Annotated in this window: 15 protein-coding genes; 7 read left to right on the forward strand and 8 right to left on the reverse strand. The window is 73.9% G+C overall.

Annotated elements, in window-relative coordinates; genetic code table 11:
• Positions 1 to 26 precede the first annotated feature (26 nt).
• Genes HDG69_RS05530 through HDG69_RS05550 form a run of 5 tightly spaced genes read left to right on the forward strand, consistent with a single transcriptional unit; the run spans position 27 to position 5,098 of the window.
• Positions 27 to 1,121: an adenosine deaminase gene (locus tag HDG69_RS05530; protein ID WP_171782706.1), complete on the forward strand. Its 1,095-nt coding sequence runs from the start codon at positions 27 to 29 to the stop codon at positions 1,119 to 1,121.
• Entirely contained in the window at positions 1,118 to 1,879 is a 762-nt protein-coding gene (gene deoC, locus HDG69_RS05535) for a deoxyribose-phosphate aldolase (protein ID WP_171782707.1), read from the forward strand. Before HDG69_RS05530 ends, deoC begins: the two co-directional genes overlap by 4 nt.
• Before the next feature lie 19 nt (positions 1,880 to 1,898).
• A complete protein-coding gene (locus tag HDG69_RS05540) occupies positions 1,899 to 2,561 on the forward strand; it encodes an ABC transporter ATP-binding protein (protein ID WP_171782708.1) in 663 nt (220 codons plus the stop codon).
• Entirely contained in the window at positions 2,558 to 4,267 is a 1,710-nt protein-coding gene (locus tag HDG69_RS05545) for a hypothetical protein (RefSeq protein WP_171782709.1), read from the forward strand. Before HDG69_RS05540 ends, HDG69_RS05545 begins: the two co-directional genes overlap by 4 nt.
• 27 nt (positions 4,268 to 4,294) lie before the next feature.
• Positions 4,295 to 5,098, forward strand: coding sequence for a siderophore-interacting protein (locus tag HDG69_RS05550; RefSeq protein WP_171782710.1), 804 nt, complete (start codon positions 4,295 to 4,297; stop codon positions 5,096 to 5,098).
• Position 5,099: 1 nt separating this feature from the next.
• Here the strand turns inward: HDG69_RS05550 and HDG69_RS05555 are convergent, their stop codons facing one another.
• A complete protein-coding gene (locus HDG69_RS05555) occupies positions 5,100 to 6,890 on the reverse strand; it encodes a phospho-sugar mutase (protein ID WP_246255992.1) in 1,791 nt (596 codons plus the stop codon).
• Positions 6,891 to 6,900: 10 nt separating this feature from the next.
• Positions 6,901 to 7,752 (reverse strand): purine-nucleoside phosphorylase, encoded by an 852-nt coding sequence (locus HDG69_RS05560; RefSeq protein ID WP_171782711.1) that lies wholly within the window; start codon positions 7,750 to 7,752, stop codon positions 6,901 to 6,903.
• On the opposite strand from HDG69_RS05560, the gene HDG69_RS05565 reads away from it, so the two are divergent.
• Positions 7,751 to 9,259 carry an NAD(P)H-quinone dehydrogenase gene (locus tag HDG69_RS05565; RefSeq protein WP_171782712.1) on the forward strand — a complete coding sequence of 503 codons (1,509 nt, stop codon included), beginning with the start codon at positions 7,751 to 7,753 and terminating at the stop codon, positions 9,257 to 9,259. The two genes, HDG69_RS05560 and HDG69_RS05565, sit on opposite strands and share 2 nt — an antisense overlap.
• Before the next feature lie 19 nt (positions 9,260 to 9,278).
• Here the strand turns inward: HDG69_RS05565 and HDG69_RS05570 are convergent, their stop codons facing one another.
• From HDG69_RS05570 to HDG69_RS05580, 3 genes are all read right to left on the reverse strand, one after another.
• Complete coding sequence (locus HDG69_RS05570; protein WP_171782713.1) at positions 9,279 to 9,791, reverse strand: NUDIX hydrolase; 513 nt, start codon at positions 9,789 to 9,791, stop codon at positions 9,279 to 9,281.
• Between the two features lie 5 nt (positions 9,792 to 9,796).
• Positions 9,797 to 11,593 (reverse strand): ATP-binding protein, encoded by a 1,797-nt coding sequence (locus HDG69_RS05575; RefSeq protein WP_171782714.1) that lies wholly within the window; start codon positions 11,591 to 11,593, stop codon positions 9,797 to 9,799.
• Between the two features lie 159 nt (positions 11,594 to 11,752).
• A complete protein-coding gene (locus HDG69_RS05580) occupies positions 11,753 to 12,397 on the reverse strand; it encodes a Maf family nucleotide pyrophosphatase (RefSeq protein WP_171782715.1) in 645 nt (214 codons plus the stop codon).
• A 152-nt stretch (positions 12,398 to 12,549) separates the two neighbouring features.
• Here HDG69_RS05580 and HDG69_RS05585 point away from each other — a divergent pair, with 152 nt between their 5' ends.
• Complete coding sequence (locus tag HDG69_RS05585; protein WP_171782716.1) at positions 12,550 to 13,815, forward strand: CE1 family esterase; 1,266 nt, start codon at positions 12,550 to 12,552, stop codon at positions 13,813 to 13,815.
• A gap of 18 nt (positions 13,816 to 13,833) precedes the next feature.
• On the opposite strand, the gene HDG69_RS05590 is transcribed toward HDG69_RS05585, so the two are convergent.
• The 3 genes from HDG69_RS05590 to HDG69_RS05600 all read right to left on the reverse strand — a co-directional run bounded on the left by HDG69_RS05590 (position 13,834) and on the right by HDG69_RS05600 (position 17,203).
• Positions 13,834 to 14,466 carry a YitT family protein gene (locus HDG69_RS05590; RefSeq protein ID WP_171782717.1) on the reverse strand — a complete coding sequence of 211 codons (633 nt, stop codon included), beginning with the start codon at positions 14,464 to 14,466 and terminating at the stop codon, positions 13,834 to 13,836.
• Positions 14,467 to 14,553: 87 nt separating this feature from the next.
• Entirely contained in the window at positions 14,554 to 15,477 is a 924-nt protein-coding gene (locus HDG69_RS05595; RefSeq protein WP_171782718.1) for an AEC family transporter, read from the reverse strand.
• Position 15,478: 1 nt separating this feature from the next.
• Entirely contained in the window at positions 15,479 to 17,203 is a 1,725-nt protein-coding gene (locus tag HDG69_RS05600; protein WP_343036271.1) for a DUF885 domain-containing protein, read from the reverse strand.
• Positions 17,204 to 17,302 lie beyond the last annotated feature (99 nt).

A 17,302-nucleotide genomic window follows, 5' to 3' on the forward strand; every position in this document is an offset into this window, starting at 1 on the left:
TCTGGTGAACCGGTAGGTTGGGGCCCATGACGCAAGCCCTCCTCGACGCGATCCCCGACCTGCCGAAGGTCCTGCTCCACGACCATCTCGACGGGGGGTTGCGGCCGCAGACGGTCCTCGAGCTGGCCGCCGAGGTCGGGCACGAGCTGCCGGCCGGCGACGCCGGCTCGTTGGGGACCTGGTTCCGCGACGCGGCCGACTCGGGATCGCTGCCGCGCTACCTGGAGACCTTCGACCACACGATCGCGGTCATGCAGACGCCGGAGGCGCTCGCCCGCGTCGCCAAGGAGGCCGTGCTGGACCTGGCGGCCGACGGGGTCGTGTACGCCGAGCAGCGCTGGGCCCCCGAGCAGCACCTGCGGGGCGGGATGTCCCTCCCCGAGACCGTCGAGGCCGTCCAGGCAGGGATCGACGACGGCGTGCGCGAGGCGGCCGCGGCGGGCCGCACGATCCGGGTCGGTCAGCTCGTCACCGCCATGCGGCACACCGACCGGTGGATGGAGATCGCCGAGCTCGCCGTGGCCTACCGTGGCGCGGGGGCGGTCGGCTTCGACATCGCCGGGCCCGAGGACGGCTTCCCGCCGGACCGGCACGCTCAGGTCTGGCGCTTCCTGGCCGACCAGCACTTCCCGACGACGATCCACGCGGGGGAGGCCGCCGGGCTCGACTCGATCGCCCAGGCCGTGCACCTCGGGCAGGCCGACCGCATCGGGCACGGCGTGCGGATCGCCGACGACATCTCCTTCGACGCCGCGTCGGGGACCGCACGGCTCGGGGAGCTGGCGCACTGGGTCCGTGACCACCAGATCGCGCTCGAGGTGTGCCCGGTGTCGAACCTGCAGACCGGTGCCGCGACCTCGATCGCCGAGCACCCCGTCACCCGTCTCAAGGAGCTGGACTTCGCGGTCACGCTCAACACCGACAACCGGCTCATGTCGCGCACGTCGATGTCGCACGAGATGCGGATGCTGGTGACCGAGGCCGGCTGGACGATCGACGACCTGGCGGACGTGACGTTGACGGCCGCGTGGAGCGCCTTCCTGCACCACGACGAGCGCCGCGACCTCGTCGACGAGCTGATCCTGCCCGGCTACCAGAAGATCGAGGGGGCTGTTCGATGAACGCAAGGACGAACGCCGGGCCGGACGCCGAGAACCCGGTGCCGACGACGAGGGCCGAGCTGGCCCGGTACGTCGACCACACGCTGCTCAAGCCGGAGACGACGTCCGCCGACGTCACCGCCCTCGTCGAGGAGGGGGCCGAGCTCGGGGTGTTCTCCGTCTGCGTCTCGCCCACCTTCGTGACGCACGCCGCCGAGGTGGCTGCCGGCCGGCTCGCCGTCGCGACCGTCTGCGGGTTCCCCTCCGGCAAGCACGCGAGCGACATCAAGGCCGCCGAGGCGGCTCGCGCCGTGCTCGACGGCGCGGACGAGGTCGACATGGTCATCGACGTCGGCGTGGCCACGGCGGGAGGCTACGACCTGGTCCAGGCGGACATCGCGGCCGTGCGCGCCGCGGTCCCGGGGGACAGGGTCCTCAAGGTGATCATCGAGGCCGCCGCGCTGGACGACGAGGAGATCGTCGCGGTCTGCCGCGCCGCGGAGGTCGCCGGGGCGGACTTCGTCAAGACCTCGACCGGGTTCCACCCGGCGGGCGGCGCCACGGTGCACGCCGTCGAGGTGATGGCCAGGACCGTGGGCGGCCGACTCGGGATCAAGGCGTCCGGAGGGGTCCGGACGCTCCAGAGCGCCCAGGAGATGATCGCCGCGGGCGCCACCCGCCTCGGGCTGTCGGGAACGGCCGCGGTCCTCGCCGGCTTCGACGGCCCGGCCGGCGCCTCCGGGACCGGAGCGGCGCCGACGGACGGCGGCGGCTACTGACGCTGCTAGCGTCGGTTCCATGACCAGCGCGGACACCGGTGATCCTGTCGTCGAGGTGCGTGAGGCCACGCGGACGCACGGCAGCGTCGAGATCCTCGGTCCCACGTCCCTGACGCTGCACGCGGGCGAGGCGGCCGCCGTCGTCGGCGCGAACGGCAGCGGCAAGTCGACGCTCCTGCGGCTGGTCGCCGGGACGGACGAGCCCACGTCGGGGACCGTGCGCACGCTCGGGCTGCCGGCCGCGCGCGCCCGCCTGCGCCGGCGCGAGGGCGTCACGCTCCTGCTGGGCGGGCTGCCGACCTACCGCGACCTGACGGTGGCCGAGCACCTGCAGCTCATCAGCTCGGCATGGGCCGGGCGCCACCGCACGGCGAGCGTCGCCGAGACGCTGGCCGAGGCCGAGCTGGGCCGCGTGCGTGACCAGTTCCCCTCCGAGCTGTCATCGGGGGAAGGGCAGCTGTTCGCCCTGGCGGCCACCCTGTACAGACCGGCGTCCCTGGTGCTCCTCGACGAGCCGGAGCAACGGCTGGACGCCCGGTGGCGCGCGGTCGCCCGGCGGCTCGTCGCCCGGGCGCTCGACGACGGACGCACCGTCCTGGTGGCCACGCACGACAGCGGGCTGCGGGACGACGTCGCGGCCCGCGGTCAGGTGGTGGAGCTGACCGCGCCCGGGCCCCGATGAGCGGCCCGGGCGGCGCCGCGACCGCGGCCGACGAACCTGGCGAGGCGGCGATGCGCGTGCCGTACGCGCCGTGGCGTCGATGGGTGGCGCGGGTGCGTCGCCGGTCGGCGCTCGCCCGTGCCGTGGCCGCCGGGGCGGACCCGGGCGACCGGGTGTACCTGGTGTACGGCGTCTTCCTCCTCGCCCTGGTCTACGGCCCCGTCCTGTGGTCGGCACTGGCCCAGACCGGGCTGCCGCTGGGAGACCGCGGCGCGGAGGCGTTGGCGGGACGGTGGAGCTCGAGCGCGTTCGACGGCCTGGTGGTCGTGGGCCTGTGCCTCGGTGGCCTGGTGGCGCTGCTGGCGATCACCGCCGCGCGTGCCGGGGGGCCGCTGTGGACCAGCCCGCCGGAGGCGAGGTTCGTCCTCGCCGGCCAGTTCCGACCTGCCGAGGTGCTGCGGCGCCGGGTCGTGGTGCTCGCCGTGGGCGCGGCGGTCGCGGCCGCCTTCGGTGCCTCGGCGCTGGCGGCCGGAGCGCTCGGCGTGGTCCGGGGGGCGACACCGAACGACGGCGCGACGGCCGCCGACGTCGCCGGCTGGGTCGTCGTCGCCGCGCTCGCGGTCCAGCTGCCGGTGATGCTCGGCGTCGCGGCGCAGACCCCGCGGTGGCGCACCCGAGCCCTGCGCGCCACCGGCGTGCTCGTCGGTCTGGGCGTGCTGGCCCCTGTGCTCGAGGTCGTCGCGCCGCAGGTGCGTGGCGTCGCCGGTCCGGTGTGCGGGGAGCCCGCGACGGGAGGCGTGGCCTGCTCCTTGGCGACCGCGCCCGGGTGGGGGCTGGTGGCGGTCGCCGGTGCGGCAGCGGTGGTGAGCCTGTGGTCGACGATGCGGTCGCTGCCCGGCGAGATCGACGTCGACGCGACGGCGTCGGCGCAGCGCACCACGGTCGCGACCACCCAGGCGCTGGCCGGAGGGGAGGCCGGCGGGGTGGCCGACCTGCTGGGCCCGGCCCGGCTGCGAGGTCGCCACCGCACGCTCTGGGCGCCGTTGCTCCGACACGCTCCCGTGGTCGCCCGAGACCTGGTCGGCGTGCGGCGCCGCCCCGGACCGGTGCTCGGTTCGGTGCTGGCCGGCACCGGCGGCGCCCTGCTGCTCGTGCTGGGCAGCCCGTCGACCGGCCGTCCTGGGTCCGTCACCGCCGTGGTGCTGGGTGCCCTCGTGCTGTACGCGGCGTCCGCCGCCTGGACGGGCGGCCTGCGGGAGACGGCGTCCCAGCCCCGGCCGGGCGGGCTGCTTCCCGGCAGCGTCGGTCGGCTCCTGGCAGGTCACCTCGTGGTCCCGGCGCTGCTCGGTGCGGCGTCGGCGGGCGCCGGCCTCGGTCTGGCTGTGCTGGGCGGCCTCGCGGGCCTGCCCCACGACGGCACGCGGGCCGTCGTGGTGGTGGCCTCCGCGGGGGTGCTCGCCCTCGCGGTGAGGGGCTGGGTCGCGGGGGCCACGACGGTCCCCGCCGAGCTGTTCACCCCGGTCAGTGCGCCCGGCGGCGGTGACGCCTCGACCATGCTGGTCGCGGCGTGGTTGGTCCGCGGCTGGCTGACGGTGACCGCCCTGGCCTGGATGCTGCACGGCGCCGCGGGATCGGGGACGGTGCTGATGCTCTGCGCCGCGGGGTTCGTGCTGCTGGTCGCCGTCCTCCTCGTGCGGTCCACGGTGAGCAGGCTCGGACGAACCTGACCGCAGGGCAGGTTAGGCTCACCTACAATGACTGACACGACATCGCGCCGGGGCGGTCCACCCGGCGGCAAGCGCACTCAGCACCACGCCACCGTCTCCGCCGTCCGCCGGCTCACGCCCCACATGGTGCGCCTGACCCTCGCCGGCGACGCCCTGGACGCGATCCCTCGTCCCGCGGTGACGGACCTGTACATCAAGCTGGTGGTGGGCGAGCCCGCCACACCGGAGGGCAAGCCGCTGGTCCGCACCTACACGGTGCGCGCCGTCCGTGACGGCGAGTGGGACGTGGACTTCGTGGTGCACGGGGACGAGGGCATCGCCGGGCCGTGGGCCGGGCGCGCCCAGCCCGGTGAGAAGGTCACCTTCCTCGGGCCCGGCGGCTCCTACGCGCCGGACCTGTCGGCACCGTGGCACCTGTTCGTGGGCGACGACTCGGCGCTGCCGGCCATCGCGGCCTCGGTCGAGTCGCTGCCCGCCGGGACCACGGCGCACGCCTTCGTCGAGGTTCCCGGGCCGGCGGACGAGCAGGAGATCGTCACCGCCGCCGACCTGTCGATCACCTGGGTCCACCGGGAGGTGGCCGACCTGACGGAGACCGTCCGCGACGCCCGCACGGCCGGCAGGCTGCCCGACGGTGCCCCGCACGCGTTCCTGCACGGCGAGGCGTCCTGCGTGCGTGAGCTGCGGCGCTGGGTCCGGGCCGAGCTGGGCGTGGGCAAGGAACGTCTCTCGGCCTCCGGCTACTGGCGTCGTGGGCACGACGACGAGGCGTGGCGGGCCGCCAAGGCGGACTGGAACGCCGCCGTCGAGCAGGACGACGCCGCCCTCTGACTCAGGAGAGGCCGAGGGCGGACGCCAGCTCGGCCTTGAGCGCGTCGAGGCGCTCGTGAGCAGCGACGCGCGCCTTGCCCACGTCGACGGGGGCCGCGTCGGGGGCGACCTCACCGATCACCTCGAGGTAGCACTTGACCTTGGGCTCGGTGCCGGACGGCCGCACGATGACGCGGGTCCCGTCCTCGGCGAGCAGCAGGATCCCGTCCGTCGGCGGCAGCCCGTCGTACCCGTCGGACAGGTCGGCGACCGTCCGGACCGGTGATCCGTCCAGCGACGACGGCGGCGCCGCACGCAGCCGGGACATCGTCTCCGGGATCTGCGCCAGGTCCTCGAACCGGGCCGAGAGCTGGTCGGTGACGTACAGGCCGTGAGCGCGCGCGACGTCGTCGAGGGCGTCGATCAGCGTCCGACCCTCGGCCTTGAGGCGAGCTGCCAGGGACGCGACGACGACGGCGGCGCTGATGCCGTCCTTGTCCCGCACGTGCGCCGGGTCCACGCAGTAGCCGAGGGCCTCCTCGTAGCCGAAGACCAGACCCGGAGTGCGTGAGATCCACTTGAACCCCGTCAACGTCGTGGTGTGGGCCACGCCGGCGTCCTGCGCGATCCGCCCCAGCACCCGTGACGAGACGACCGAGGAGGCCACCGTGACGCCGTCGGGCCCGGGCGTGCTGCTCGCGGCCCGGCGCACGGCCTCGGCCCCGAGGAGCGCCCCCACCTCGTCGCCGTGCAGCATCCGCCACCCGCTGGACCGTGCGGTCTCGACACCGAGGTGCGTCCCCTGGGTGACGTCGAGGACCGCGACGGCGCAGCGGTCGGCATCCGGGTCGTTGGCGATCACCAGGTCGGCGCCGGTGTCCACGGCGAGGCCGAGCGCCATGTCCAGCGCGCCGGGCTCCTCCGGGTTCGGGAACGAGACCGACGGGAAGTCCGGGTTCGGGTAGGACTGCTCCTCGACCGGGACGACCTGGGAGAAGCCCGCGTCGGCCAGGGCGCGGGCGAGGGTCCGGCCGCCGACGCCGTGCAGGGACGTCGTGACGACCCGCAGCCGGTCCGCCACGTCGGGTTCCACCGCCGCCATCCCGTGCACCGATGCCAGGTAGGTGTCGACCACGTCCCGGCCGAGCACGCCCCAGCCCTCCGTGGCACGCGGCACCTCGTCGGCAGGCCCGGCTGCCGCGATCCGCTCCGCGATGAGGGCGTCGTGCGGCGGCACGATCTGCGCCCCCTGCCCGGAGTCCGCGACGACCCGCCCGCCGAGGTAGACCTTGTAGCCGTTGTCCGCCGCCGGGTTGTGGCTCGCCGTGACCATCACGCCGGCATCGGCGGACAGGTGCCGCACGGCGAAGGCGAGCACCGGCGTCGGCAGCGGCCCCGGCAGCAACGTCACCTCGGCGCCCGCCGCGACCAGCACGCCCGCGGTGTCGCGCGCGAAGTCGGACGACCGGTACCGGGCGTCGTAGCCGACGACGACGCGTGGCGGAGCGCCGTCGGGCCCGGTGCCGAGCACGTCGTTCAGGTAGGCGGCCAGGCCTGCGGCCGCACCGATGACGACCGCCCGGTTCATGCGGTTCGGGCCTGACGCCATCGCACCGCGCAGACCGGCGGTGCCGAACTGCAGCGTCCCCGCGAAGCGGTCACGCAGCTCGGCGAGCGCGCTCGGGAAGCGAGCCCCGTCCGCCGTGGTCGCGAAGTCGACCAGGCGCGTGAGCTCGTCGACGTCGGTGTCGTCCACGTCGTGGCGCATCCACGCCTCGACCCGGTCCAGCAGGCTGTCCAGCGGTTCGATCATCCCGCCCTCCTCAGAGCGCCTTGACGATGTTCGCGAGCAGGTCGCTGATCCGCGGGCCGGCGGCCTGACCCGCCTCGAGGACCTCCTCGTGCGACAAGGGCTGCGGCGAGATCCCGGCCGCCAGGTTGGTCACCAGGGACACGCCGAGCACCTCCATGCCGGCGTGCCGCGCGGCGATCGCCTCCAGCGTGGTCGACATGCCGACCAGGTCCGCCCCCAGGATCCCGGCCATCTTCACTTCGGCGGGCGTCTCGTAGTGGGGGCCGGGGAACTGGGCGTACACGCCCTCCGGCAGCTCGGGATCGACCGACCGGGCCAGCTCGCGCAGACGAGGCGAGTACAGGTCCGTGAGGTCCACGAACGTCGCGCCCTCGAGCGGCGAGGTCGCGGTGAGGTTGAGGTGGTCGCGCAGCAGCACCGGCTGGCCCGGACGCCACGCCATGTGCAGTCCGCCGCAGCCGTTGGTCAGCACCACCGACTCGCAGCCCGTCGCCGCCGCCGTGCGCACCCCGTGCACCACCCGCCGCACCCCGCGGCCCTCGTACAGGTGCGTGCGGCCCCCGATGACGAGCGCATGGCGGGTCGAGCCGTCGGGACGCTCGACCCGGATCGAACGGGTCGTCGACGCGTGCCCCACCACGGACGCCTTCGCGAACCCGGGGATCTCGTGCGTGGGGAGCTCGGCGACGACGTCGCCGACGAGCTCGGCCGCTCCGCCCCAGCCGGAACCGAGGACGAGGGCGACGTCGTGCCCCGGCACACCCGTCACCTCGGCGATGTGGGCGGCGGCTGCGCGCGCGACGTCGAAGGGATCGGTCCTCGGGTCGTCGAGGTCCGGCGTCGTGGCAGGTGTGGTGCTCATGGACCCGAGCGTATCTCTGCCCGCGGGACCCTGCCGCGCCTGCCACAATGGCACCGTGCCTGCCGAGAAGACCACCCCTGCCGGACCCAACCGCTCCGTCGTCGTCGTCGGCGGCGGCCCAGGAGGCTACGAGGCCGCCCTCGTCGCCCGCCGCACGGGCGCCGACGTCACCGTCGTCGAACGCTCGGGTCTGGGCGGCGCGACCGTCCTGACCGACGTCGTCCCCTCCAAGACCCTCATCGCCACGGCCGAGTGGTTCACCATGGCCGAGTCCGCACCCGAGCTGGGCATCCGCACCGCCAGCTCCGTCACGCCCGGCGACGACCCCGACGACCGGCGGTCGCTGGTCGACCTGCAGGCCGTCAACAAGCGGGTGCTCGCGCTCGCGGCGGCGCAGTCGAGCGACATCCGCGCCCGCATGGACCGTGAGGGCGTCAGGATCGTCGACGGCAGCGGCCGTCTGGACGGACCCAGCCGCGTCGTCGTCTCCCCGTCCGACGGCGGCGCGGAGATCACGCTCGACGCCGACATCGTGCTCCTCGCCACCGGCGCGACGCCGCGTACGCTGCCCACGGCGGAGCCGGACGGCGAGCGCATCCTCACCTGGACCCAGCTGTACAACCTGGCCACCCTGCCCGAGAAGCTGATCGTGGTCGGCTCCGGCGTCACCGGGGCGGAGTTCGCGGGCGCCTACCTCGCCCTCGGGTCCGAGGTGGTGCTCGTCTCCTCGCGCGACCGGGTGCTCCCCGGCGAGGACGAGGACGCCGCCGAGCTGCTCGAGGGCGTCTTCCGCCACCGCGGCATGACCGTCATGTCCCGGTCGCGCGCCGCCGCGGCCGCGCGCACCGAGGACGGGGTCGCGGTCACCCTGGAGGACGGCCGGGTCGTCGAGGGGTCCCACGTGCTCATCGCCGTCGGCGGGGTCCCCAACACCGCCGGGCTGGGCCTGGAGGAGGCGGGCGTCCGCGTCAGCCGGTCCGGGCACATCGAGGTGGACCGCGTCTCACGCACCTCCGTGCGGGGCATCTACGCGGCCGGCGACTGCACCGGGGTGCTGCCGCTCGCCTCCGTCGCCGCGATGCAGGGACGGGTCGCGATGGCGCACGCCCTCGGCGACGCGGTCACCCCGCTGCACCTGGGCAACGTCGCGGCGAACATCTTCACCGCGCCGGAGATCTCCACGGTCGGGTACTCCGAGGAGGCGCTCCGCTCCCAGGGTTCGCGGTACATCACCACCACGCTGCCGCTGGCCCGCAACCCGCGCGCGAAGATGCACGGCGTGCACGACGGCTTCGTCAAGCTCTTCGCCCACCCCGAGGCGGGGGTCGTCCTCGGCGGCGTCGTCGTCGGCCCGCGGGCCAGCGAGCTGATCTTCCCGGTCGCGCTGGCGGTCTGCCACCGGCTGACGGTGGACGACGTCGCCGAGACGTTCACGATCTACCCGTCCCTGTCGGGGACGATCGGCGAGGCGGCGCGCATGCTGCACGGGCAGCTCACGCCGCGCTGACGCCGGGCGGGGCCGCGGCTCAGCGCTGGTCGTCGAGCAGCGTCATCAGGTGGGGCAGGGAGGCGGCGAAGGCCGGGTGCAGGTCGAGCCCGGCCACGTCGTCGACCGGTACCCAGCGCACCTCGATGCTCTCCGGGTCGGTGGCGGACACGTGCGTACGCCGACCCTCGAGAGTCTCGGCGAGCACCGTCGTGTAGGTCCACACGCCGTGGTCCAGCACGTGCTCCGCGACGACCCGGACGGAGGCCGGGTCGACGCCGGCCTCCTCGGCGGCCTCGCGCAGCGCCCCCTGCGTCGGGGTCTCTCCCGGCGCGACGGCGCCGCCGGGGATGCCCCACGTGCCGCCGTGGTGGGACCACGTGGCCCGGTGCTGCAGCACGACCTCGGTCACCCTGCCGGGTCTGCCACCCGGGGCGGGCGGGGCCCGGCGGACCAGGAACAGACCGGCCGCCCCGTGCAGCCCCCAGTGCTGGTGGTCTCCGCACTGCACCCAGCCGTCACCGGGGTGCCGGTGATGCAGGGTGCCGGACATGTCGATCAGGCGATCTCGCAGATGGCGGTGCCGGCGGAGACGCCGGCTCCGGCCACGAGCGCCAGGCCCTTGATCGTCCCGGCCCGATGAGCGGTGATCGGCTGTTCCATCTTCATCGCCTCGAGCACGACGACCAGGTCGCCCTCGGCCACCTCGTCGCCCTCGGCGACCGCGACCTTGACGATGGTGCCCTGCATCGGGGAGGCCAGGGTGGTGCCACCCGCGCCGGTCCCGGTGCCGCGGGCGGCGCGGCGCACGGCGCGGCGTGCAGGTCGTGCGGAGCCGGCGGCCCGGCCCATGCCCAGCCCGGCGGGCAGGACGACCTCGAGGCGCCGCCCGCCGACCTCGACCACCACGCGCTCCGGCGGTTCCTCCGGCCCTTCGGCGAGGTCGGGGACGGGCGGGTGGCTCGGTCCGAGACCGGCGACCGTCTCGGCGAAGGTCGTCTCGATCCATCGCGTGTGCACGGCGAAGTCGGCGGCGGAGGCGTCCTCGCCCGCGACCGGCACGAAGTCGGGGGACTCGAGCACGGCACGGTGGAACGGCACCACGGTGGGGATGCCGGACACCTCGAGCTCGCGCAGCGCGCGCCGTGCCCGCTGCACGGCCTGGGTGCGGGTGGCCCCGGTGACGACGAGCTTGGCGATCATCGAGTCGAACAGCCCGGAGACGGTGTCGCCCTCGACCACACCGGTGTCGACGCGCACGCCCGGCCCGGAGGGCCAGCGCAGCGTCGAGATGGTGCCCGGCGCCGGCAGGAACCCGGCGGCGGGGTCCTCGCCGTTGATCCGGAACTCGAGGGAATGACCCCGGGGGGACGTCGTGGAGTAGCCGAGCTCCTCGCCGGAGGCGATGCGCAGCTGCTCGCGGACGAGGTCGATCCCCGTGACCTCCTCGGTGACGGGGTGCTCCACCTGCAGGCGGGTGTTGACCTCCAGGAAGGACAGCGTGCCGTCGGTGCCGACGAGGAACTCGCAGGTCCCGGCACCGACGTAGCCGGCCTCGCGCAGGATCGCCTTCGAGGCGCGGTCCAGCTCGGCCTCCTGCTCGGCGCTGAGGAACGGGGCGGGAGCCTCCTCCACCAGCTTCTGGTGGCGACGCTGCAGCGAGCAGTCGCGGGTGGAGACCACGACGACGTTGCCGTGCGTGTCCGCCAGGCACTGCGTCTCGACGTGCCGGGGCTTGTCGAGATAGCGCTCCACGAAGCACTCGCCACGGCCGAACGCTGCCACCGCCTCGCGCACCGCCGAGTCGTACAGCTCGTCGATCTCCTCGTGGGTGCGGGCGACCTTCAGGCCGCGCCCGCCACCGCCGAACGCTGCCTTGATGGCGATCGGCAGCCCGTGCTCCGCGGCGAAGTCCCGGACCTCGGAGGAGTCCGAGACCGGGTCCTTGGTGCCGGGCACCAGGGGTGCACCCGCCCGCTGGGCGATGTGGCGGGCGCTGACCTTGTCACCGAGGGACTCGATCGCGGACGGCGGCGGGCCGATCCAGACCAGGCCCGCGTCGATGACCGCCTGGGCGAAGCCGGCGTTCTCCGAGAGGAACCCGTAGCCGGGGTGGACGGCGTCGGCACCGGACCGGCGGGCGACGTCGAGCAGCTTGTCGACGTCCAGGTAGGTGTCCGCGGCCCGGGTGCCGTCGAGGGCGAACGCCTCGTCGGCGAGCTGGACGTGCAGGGCCTGCCGGTCGGGGTCGGCGTACACCGCGACGGAGGTGATGCCTGCGTCGGCGCAGGCGCGGGCGATGCGGACAGCGATCTCACCGCGGTTGGCGACGAGGACCTTCGTGATGGTGGGCACGGCTCACGGTAACGCGCCGGGCGCCCTGCTCCACCACTCCGTACGGCCCGGGTCGGGAAGTCTGTGCCGGGTGCCAACAGGGGTCGGAGCCGTTTGTGCACTTCCCACATGGCCAGGGGGGTGATCGGCGACCTGGCAGCCGATGGGTTGGCGGTTTCGTCAGCCTCGGACCTGCGGGGCGCGCAGATCGCGGAACGGGACACCGATCTCGGCGAGGAGCTCCCGCACCAACGGCAGGCTCACGCCGACGACCCCGTGGTGGTCACCCTCGATCCGCTCGACGTACGGCCCGCCGATCCCGTCGATCGTGAAGGCGCCGGCCACCTGCAAGGGTTCGCCGGTGGCCACGTAGGCGTCGATCTCGGCGTCGTCGAGGTCGGCGAAGTGGACCGTGGTCGAGGAGGTCGCCCCCAGCGTGGCCGCGGTGCCGCCGTCGTCGGGGTCCCTCAGGTCGATCACCCAGTGCCCGCTGTGCAGGACGCCCGAGCGGCCGCGCAGGCGGCGCCAGCGCTCGCGCGCGACGTCGGCCGTGCCCGGCTTGCCGACGACCTCGCCGTCGATCTCGAGCATCGAGTCGCAGCCGAGCACCAGCGCGCCGGCCGTGTGCGTGGCGACCTCCTCGGCCTTGGCCTGCGCGAGGACCAGGACGGCATCGACCGGGCTGAGGTCGGCGAAGCGTTCGCGCGCACCGGCCAGGACGGCGTCCTCGTCGACCCGCGAGACGACGACCTCCGGCTCGACCCCGGCGGAACGCAGGGTGGCGAGACGGGCGGGGGACTTCGAGGCGAGGACCAGGCGAGGCACGTCAGGGAGCCTAGCCGACAGGTCCCAGGGGCTCCCGAACCGTTTCACCACCTGCCCCCTCTCTGTCGACGAATATAACGTTCAACCCGCGCGGACCTGGTCCGCGGACGTAGACCCGGCAGTGCCGCTGAGGACCACCACGGAGGAGCACCATGCGACGACCGAACCCGACCCGAGGCCGACGGACGCTGCTGTCGTCGGCCGCGGCCGCGCTGCTCGTCCTGGGAGGGCTGTCCGCACCCGTCGCGTCGGCAGCGCCCGGCGCATCGGTACCGACCGGCGCATCGGTACCGACCGGTGTCGCCACCCAGGCGACCACGGACGGCTGCGGTCAGCCTGCGGGCCTGTCCACGGGCAACCACACCATCACCAGCGGTGGGCAGGCCCGGTCGTTCCGCCTCGACGTGCCGGGCGGGTACGACCCGAACCAGCCGTACCGCCTCGTGGTGGGACTGCACTGGTGGCACGGCACCTCGGCGGACGTGGAGAACCAGGGCTACTACGGCCTCGAGCCGCTGTCGGGCGACAGCACCGTGTTCGTCGCGCCGCAGGGCATCGACAACGCGTGGCCCAACTCGGGCGGCCGGGACGTCGCGTTCATCGACGACGTGCTGAGCACCGTCGGGTCGGCGCTGTGCATCGACACCTCTCAGCGGTTCGCGACCGGCTTCAGCTACGGCGGGGGCATGAGCAACGCGCTGGCGTGCGCGCGCGCCGACGTGTTCCGTGCGGTGGCGGTGCTCAACGGTGCCCAGCTGTCCGGGTGCGACGGTGGGTCCGAGCCGATCGCCTACCTGGGCTCGCACGGAGTCGTCGACGACGTGCTCAACATCTCCCAGGGACGGCAGCTGCGGGACCGCGTCCTGCAGACCAACGGGTGCCAGGCGCAGAACGCGCCCGAGCCGGCTCCTGGCAGTGGTACCCACCTCAAGACGGCCTACTCGTGCGACGACGCCTACCCGGTGGTGTGGATCGCCTCGGACAGCGGGCACGTGTGGGACCCGCGCGACCAGGGTCAGAACCAGTCCTGGGTCCCGGGCGAGATCTGGGAGTTCTTCACCGCCCTGGCGTCCGAGACGCCGGACCCGGACCCCACGCCGGACCCGGACCCCACGGACCCGACGCCGGGCGAGGACTGCACGGCGACCTACACCACCGTGAACTCGTGGTCGGGCGGCTTCCAGGGTGAGGTCACGGTCCGAGCCGGCTCGCCGACGTCGTCCTGGACCGTCACCTGGGACCAGGCCGGCGGGAGCATCGACCAGGTGTGGAACGGTGAGGTCGCCACGCAGGGAGGGACCGTCGTCGTCCGCAACGCGTCCTGGAACGGCCAGCTTCCGGCCGGCGGCACGGCGACGTTCGGGTTCCTCGCCAGCGGTCAGCCGACGACGCCGGACCTGACCTGCTCGAGCACCTGACCGCGGCGCGCCGCGGGCTCAGTAGCCCATGTACCGGCCGGGCCGGTGGTTCAGTGCCAGCACGAGGTTCAGCAGCGCGGCTCCGACGGCGGAGACGAGCACCACGAACGGCTCGACGACGATGAGGGCGAGCAGCACGACGGCCGTGTCCAGCGCCATCTGGACGTAGCCGGCACGCCAGCCGAGCCGCTCCTGGGCCAGGAGCGCGACGATGTTGAACCCGCCGATGCTCGAGCGGTGCCGGAACACGATGAGCAGCCCGACGCCGGCCAGCACGTTGCCGCCGAGCACGCCGTACAGGGTCGGGACGTCCACGACGCCGAACATCGCGGACTGCAGGGCGCTGAACGACGAGACCAGGGCGATCGAGAGGCCGGTGCGCAGGGTGAAGTCCCATCCCTTCTTCCAGATCGCCAGGAGGAAGAACGGTGCGTTGACCAGGGCGAAGAGCCACCCGAACGGGACGTCGACGGCGTAGCTGATCAGCAGCGCGAGGCCCGCGGTGCCGCCGGTGACGGCTTGCACGGACTGCAGCAGGTACAGGCCCAGCGACACCACGAACGTCCCGGTGAGCAGGCCGAGGGCGTCCTCCAGGAGGCTGTGCCTGACGTCCTCCGGCTTGAGGTCGGACTGGCGGGGTGCGCTGCTCATCGGGTCCTCCGGGGTCGGGGTAGGCGGCGCCGTCGTCCGGGGGTGTGGTGCGACGGCGTGCTCATGTTCACACGTCGGCGGGGGTGACTACGTCAAGAGCGCGGCGGCCACGAGCAGCACGACGGGCGAGGCGAGAGTGGTCACCAGGATCGTGTCCCGGGCCAGCACCTCGCCGCGGCGGAAGCGCGCGGCGTAGTTGTAGATGTTCTGCGCGGTGGGCAGCGCAGCGAGGGTCACCGCGGAGACCACCGTGGCGTCGTCGAGCCCGAACCCGAAGCGGGCCACGACGAACGCCACGGCCGGCATCAGCACCGCCTTGAGCACGGCGGCCACGACGACGGGGGCGCGGCCCTCGCGACCGCGCAGCGGTCTCGACCCGTGCAGCGACATGCCGAACGCGAGCAGGATCATCGGGATCGCGGCGCCACCCAGGATCTCCAGCGGCGCCAGGACGACGTCGGGCACCGTCACGCCCGTCAGGGAGACCGCGGCACCGGCCAGCGCGCCGAGGATGATCGGGTTGCGGACCGGCTGACTGAGCACGAACCGCAGCGAGACCCTCTTCTCCGAGGTCGTGGAGTCGAGCAGGAGCAGCACCAGCGGGGAGATGACGAGCAGCTGCAGCCCGATGACGGGGACCACGGCGGTGGCGTCGCCCAGCACGTAGACCGCCACCGGCAGGCCGATGTTGCCCGCGTTGACGTAGCCGGCACCCAGCGCCCCGATCGTGGCCTCGGGAGCTCGCAGCCGGAACCACAGCAGGTTCACCACGACGAAGCAGACGGCGGCGCTCGCGGCGGCGATCGCCTGCACCAGCAGGGGGGCGCCCAGCAGCTCACCGAGGTCGGCGTCGGCGACCACGGTGAACAGCAGGGCGGGACTGGCGACGAAGAAGCCGACCCGGTTGAGCGTCTCGCGGGCGTCGGGCCCGCCGATGCGCAGGCGTGACGCGACGTACCCGGCGGCGATGACGACGCCGATGATCGCGAAGCCGGTGAGGATCCCCTGCACGTCAGGCGAGCGCGTCGCGCAGCACGTCGAGCCCCACCGAGCCGAGGCCGAGCGCACGGGCGTGGAACGCCCGCAGGTCGAGCTCCTCGCCGCGGGCCACGGCGGCGGAGCGGGCGTCGTCGCGTGCCTGCTCCCACAGCCGCTGACCGACCTTGTACGACGGCGCCTGGCCCGGCCAGCCGAGGTAGCGGTCCAGCTCGAACCGCAGGAAGGCCTCGTCCATGTTGGCGTTCGACCGCAGGAACTCCCAGGCCTTCTCGGCGTCCCACGTGCCGCCGCCCCACTCGGTGGGGCAGTCCTTGCCGAGATGGACCCCGAGGTCGAGGACGACGCGCGCGGCGCGCAGACGTTGTGCGTCGAGCATGCCGAACCGGTCGCCGGGGTCGTCGAGGTGGCCGAGATCGGCCATGAGACGTTCGGCGTACAGCGCCCAGCCCTCGCCGTGGCCCGAGACCCAGCAGGCGAGGCGTCGCCAGGAGTTGAGCGTGTCACGGGCGGCGACCGCGGCTGCGCACTGCAGGTGGTGGCCCGGGACCCCCTCGTGGTAGACGGTGGTGGTCTCCCGCCAGGTGGTGAACTCGGTCACCCCGGCGGGCACCGACCACCACATCCGGCCGGGGCGCGAGAAGTCGTCGCTGGGCGGGGTGTAGTAGATCCCGCCGGTCTGCGACGGGGCGATCATGCACTCGATGGTGCGCACCGGGCCGTCGATGTCGAAGTGGGTGCCGGCCAGGTCGTCGACCGCGGCGTCGGCGGTGCGCTGCATCCACGAGCGCAGCGCGTCGGTGCCGTGCAGGATGCGCGCCGGGTCGCCGTCGAGCGCCGCGACGGCGTCGGCCACCGTGGCCTGCGGGCCGGCGATCTCCCGGGCCACCTCCTCCTGCTCCGCGACGATGCGGGCGAGCTCGGCCAGGCCCCATGCGTAGGTCTCGTCGAGGTCCACGGTGGCGCCGAGGAACTGCCGGGAGTACCGCGCGTAGGCTTCCCGGCCGCAGGCGTCCTCCTGCGGGGCGAGGGGTGCGAGCTCGGTCTCGAGGAAGTCGGCGAGCCCGGCGTAGGCGTCGCGGGCAGCGGCAGCGCCGCGCTCCAGCTCGGCGCGGACCAGGGAGCACGCGGACGACTCGTCGAGCACGCGGGCGGCCTGCTCCCCGGTCGCGAGTGCGGTGAACGTCGACCCGTCCCCGGCCAGGTCGCGCGCCTGCTCGACGGCGGCGCGCACCTGGCGGATCGCGGCGACGCGTCCGCGTCCGGCGCTCCAGGTGAGGGACTCGCGGTAGCCGGCGAGGGTCTGCGGCACGGCGTTCAGCCGCGCGGCGATGTTCTCCCAGGCCTCGACGGTGCCGGAGGGCATGACGTCGGTCAGGTCCCGCAGCTGTTGCACCGGGGACTCGATGTTGTTGAGGCTGGCCTGCGGGTCGCCCGCCTCGTGCTGCTCGACAGCCAGGCCCACCCGCTCGCGCATCGCAGCCAGGGTGACCCGGTCGACGTCGTCCACGGGAGCCTGTCCGGTGGCCTCCAGCTCGTCGAGACGGCGCAGCAGCGCCCGGTCGAGGTCGGCGCGGGCGTCGTGACCGGCGGGGGAGAGGTCGGGCAGCCGGTGGTCGTGCCCGGGCAGCCCCATCATCGTTGCGTCGATCGGCTGGAGGGCCGCGGCGTCGCGGACGTAGGCGTCGGCGACGTCGTCGAGCGGGGTGCTGGGGCGGTCGGCAGGCGTGTCGTGGCTCACGGGTGCGAGGCTAACGGGTCCCCACGCACGAGCGTCTCTGTCCGTCAGGAATCAACGGCCGATTCCTGACGGACAGAGACGCTCGTGGTGGCGCAGGTT

Origin of the sequence: Isoptericola halotolerans (genome assembly GCF_013149785.1) — a bacterium.
In the GTDB taxonomy this organism is placed as follows: Bacteria; Actinomycetota; Actinomycetes; order Actinomycetales; family Cellulomonadaceae; genus Isoptericola; species Isoptericola halotolerans.

Excerpts from the sequence above, each read along its gene's own strand:
- HDG69_RS05565 (WP_171782712.1), top strand. The coding sequence starts at position 7,751 with ATGGACCCGAGCGTATCTCTGCCCGCGGGACCCTGCCGCGCCTGCCAC.
- HDG69_RS05560 (WP_171782711.1), bottom strand. The coding sequence starts at position 7,752 with ATGAGCACCACACCTGCCACGACGCCGGACCTCGACGACCCGAGGACC.
- HDG69_RS05550 (WP_171782710.1), top strand. The coding sequence starts at position 4,295 with ATGACTGACACGACATCGCGCCGGGGCGGTCCACCCGGCGGCAAGCGC.
- HDG69_RS05530 (WP_171782706.1), top strand. The coding sequence starts at position 27 with ATGACGCAAGCCCTCCTCGACGCGATCCCCGACCTGCCGAAGGTCCTG.
- HDG69_RS05545 (WP_171782709.1), top strand. The coding sequence starts at position 2,558 with ATGAGCGGCCCGGGCGGCGCCGCGACCGCGGCCGACGAACCTGGCGAG.
- HDG69_RS05570 (WP_171782713.1), bottom strand. The coding sequence starts at position 9,791 with ATGTCCGGCACCCTGCATCACCGGCACCCCGGTGACGGCTGGGTGCAG.
- HDG69_RS05585 (WP_171782716.1), top strand. The coding sequence starts at position 12,550 with ATGCGACGACCGAACCCGACCCGAGGCCGACGGACGCTGCTGTCGTCG.
- HDG69_RS05555 (WP_246255992.1), bottom strand. The coding sequence starts at position 6,890 with ATGATCGAACCGCTGGACAGCCTGCTGGACCGGGTCGAGGCGTGGATG.
- deoC (WP_171782707.1), top strand. The coding sequence starts at position 1,118 with ATGAACGCAAGGACGAACGCCGGGCCGGACGCCGAGAACCCGGTGCCG.
- HDG69_RS05590 (WP_171782717.1), bottom strand. The coding sequence starts at position 14,466 with ATGAGCAGCGCACCCCGCCAGTCCGACCTCAAGCCGGAGGACGTCAGG.
- HDG69_RS05540 (WP_171782708.1), top strand. The coding sequence starts at position 1,899 with ATGACCAGCGCGGACACCGGTGATCCTGTCGTCGAGGTGCGTGAGGCC.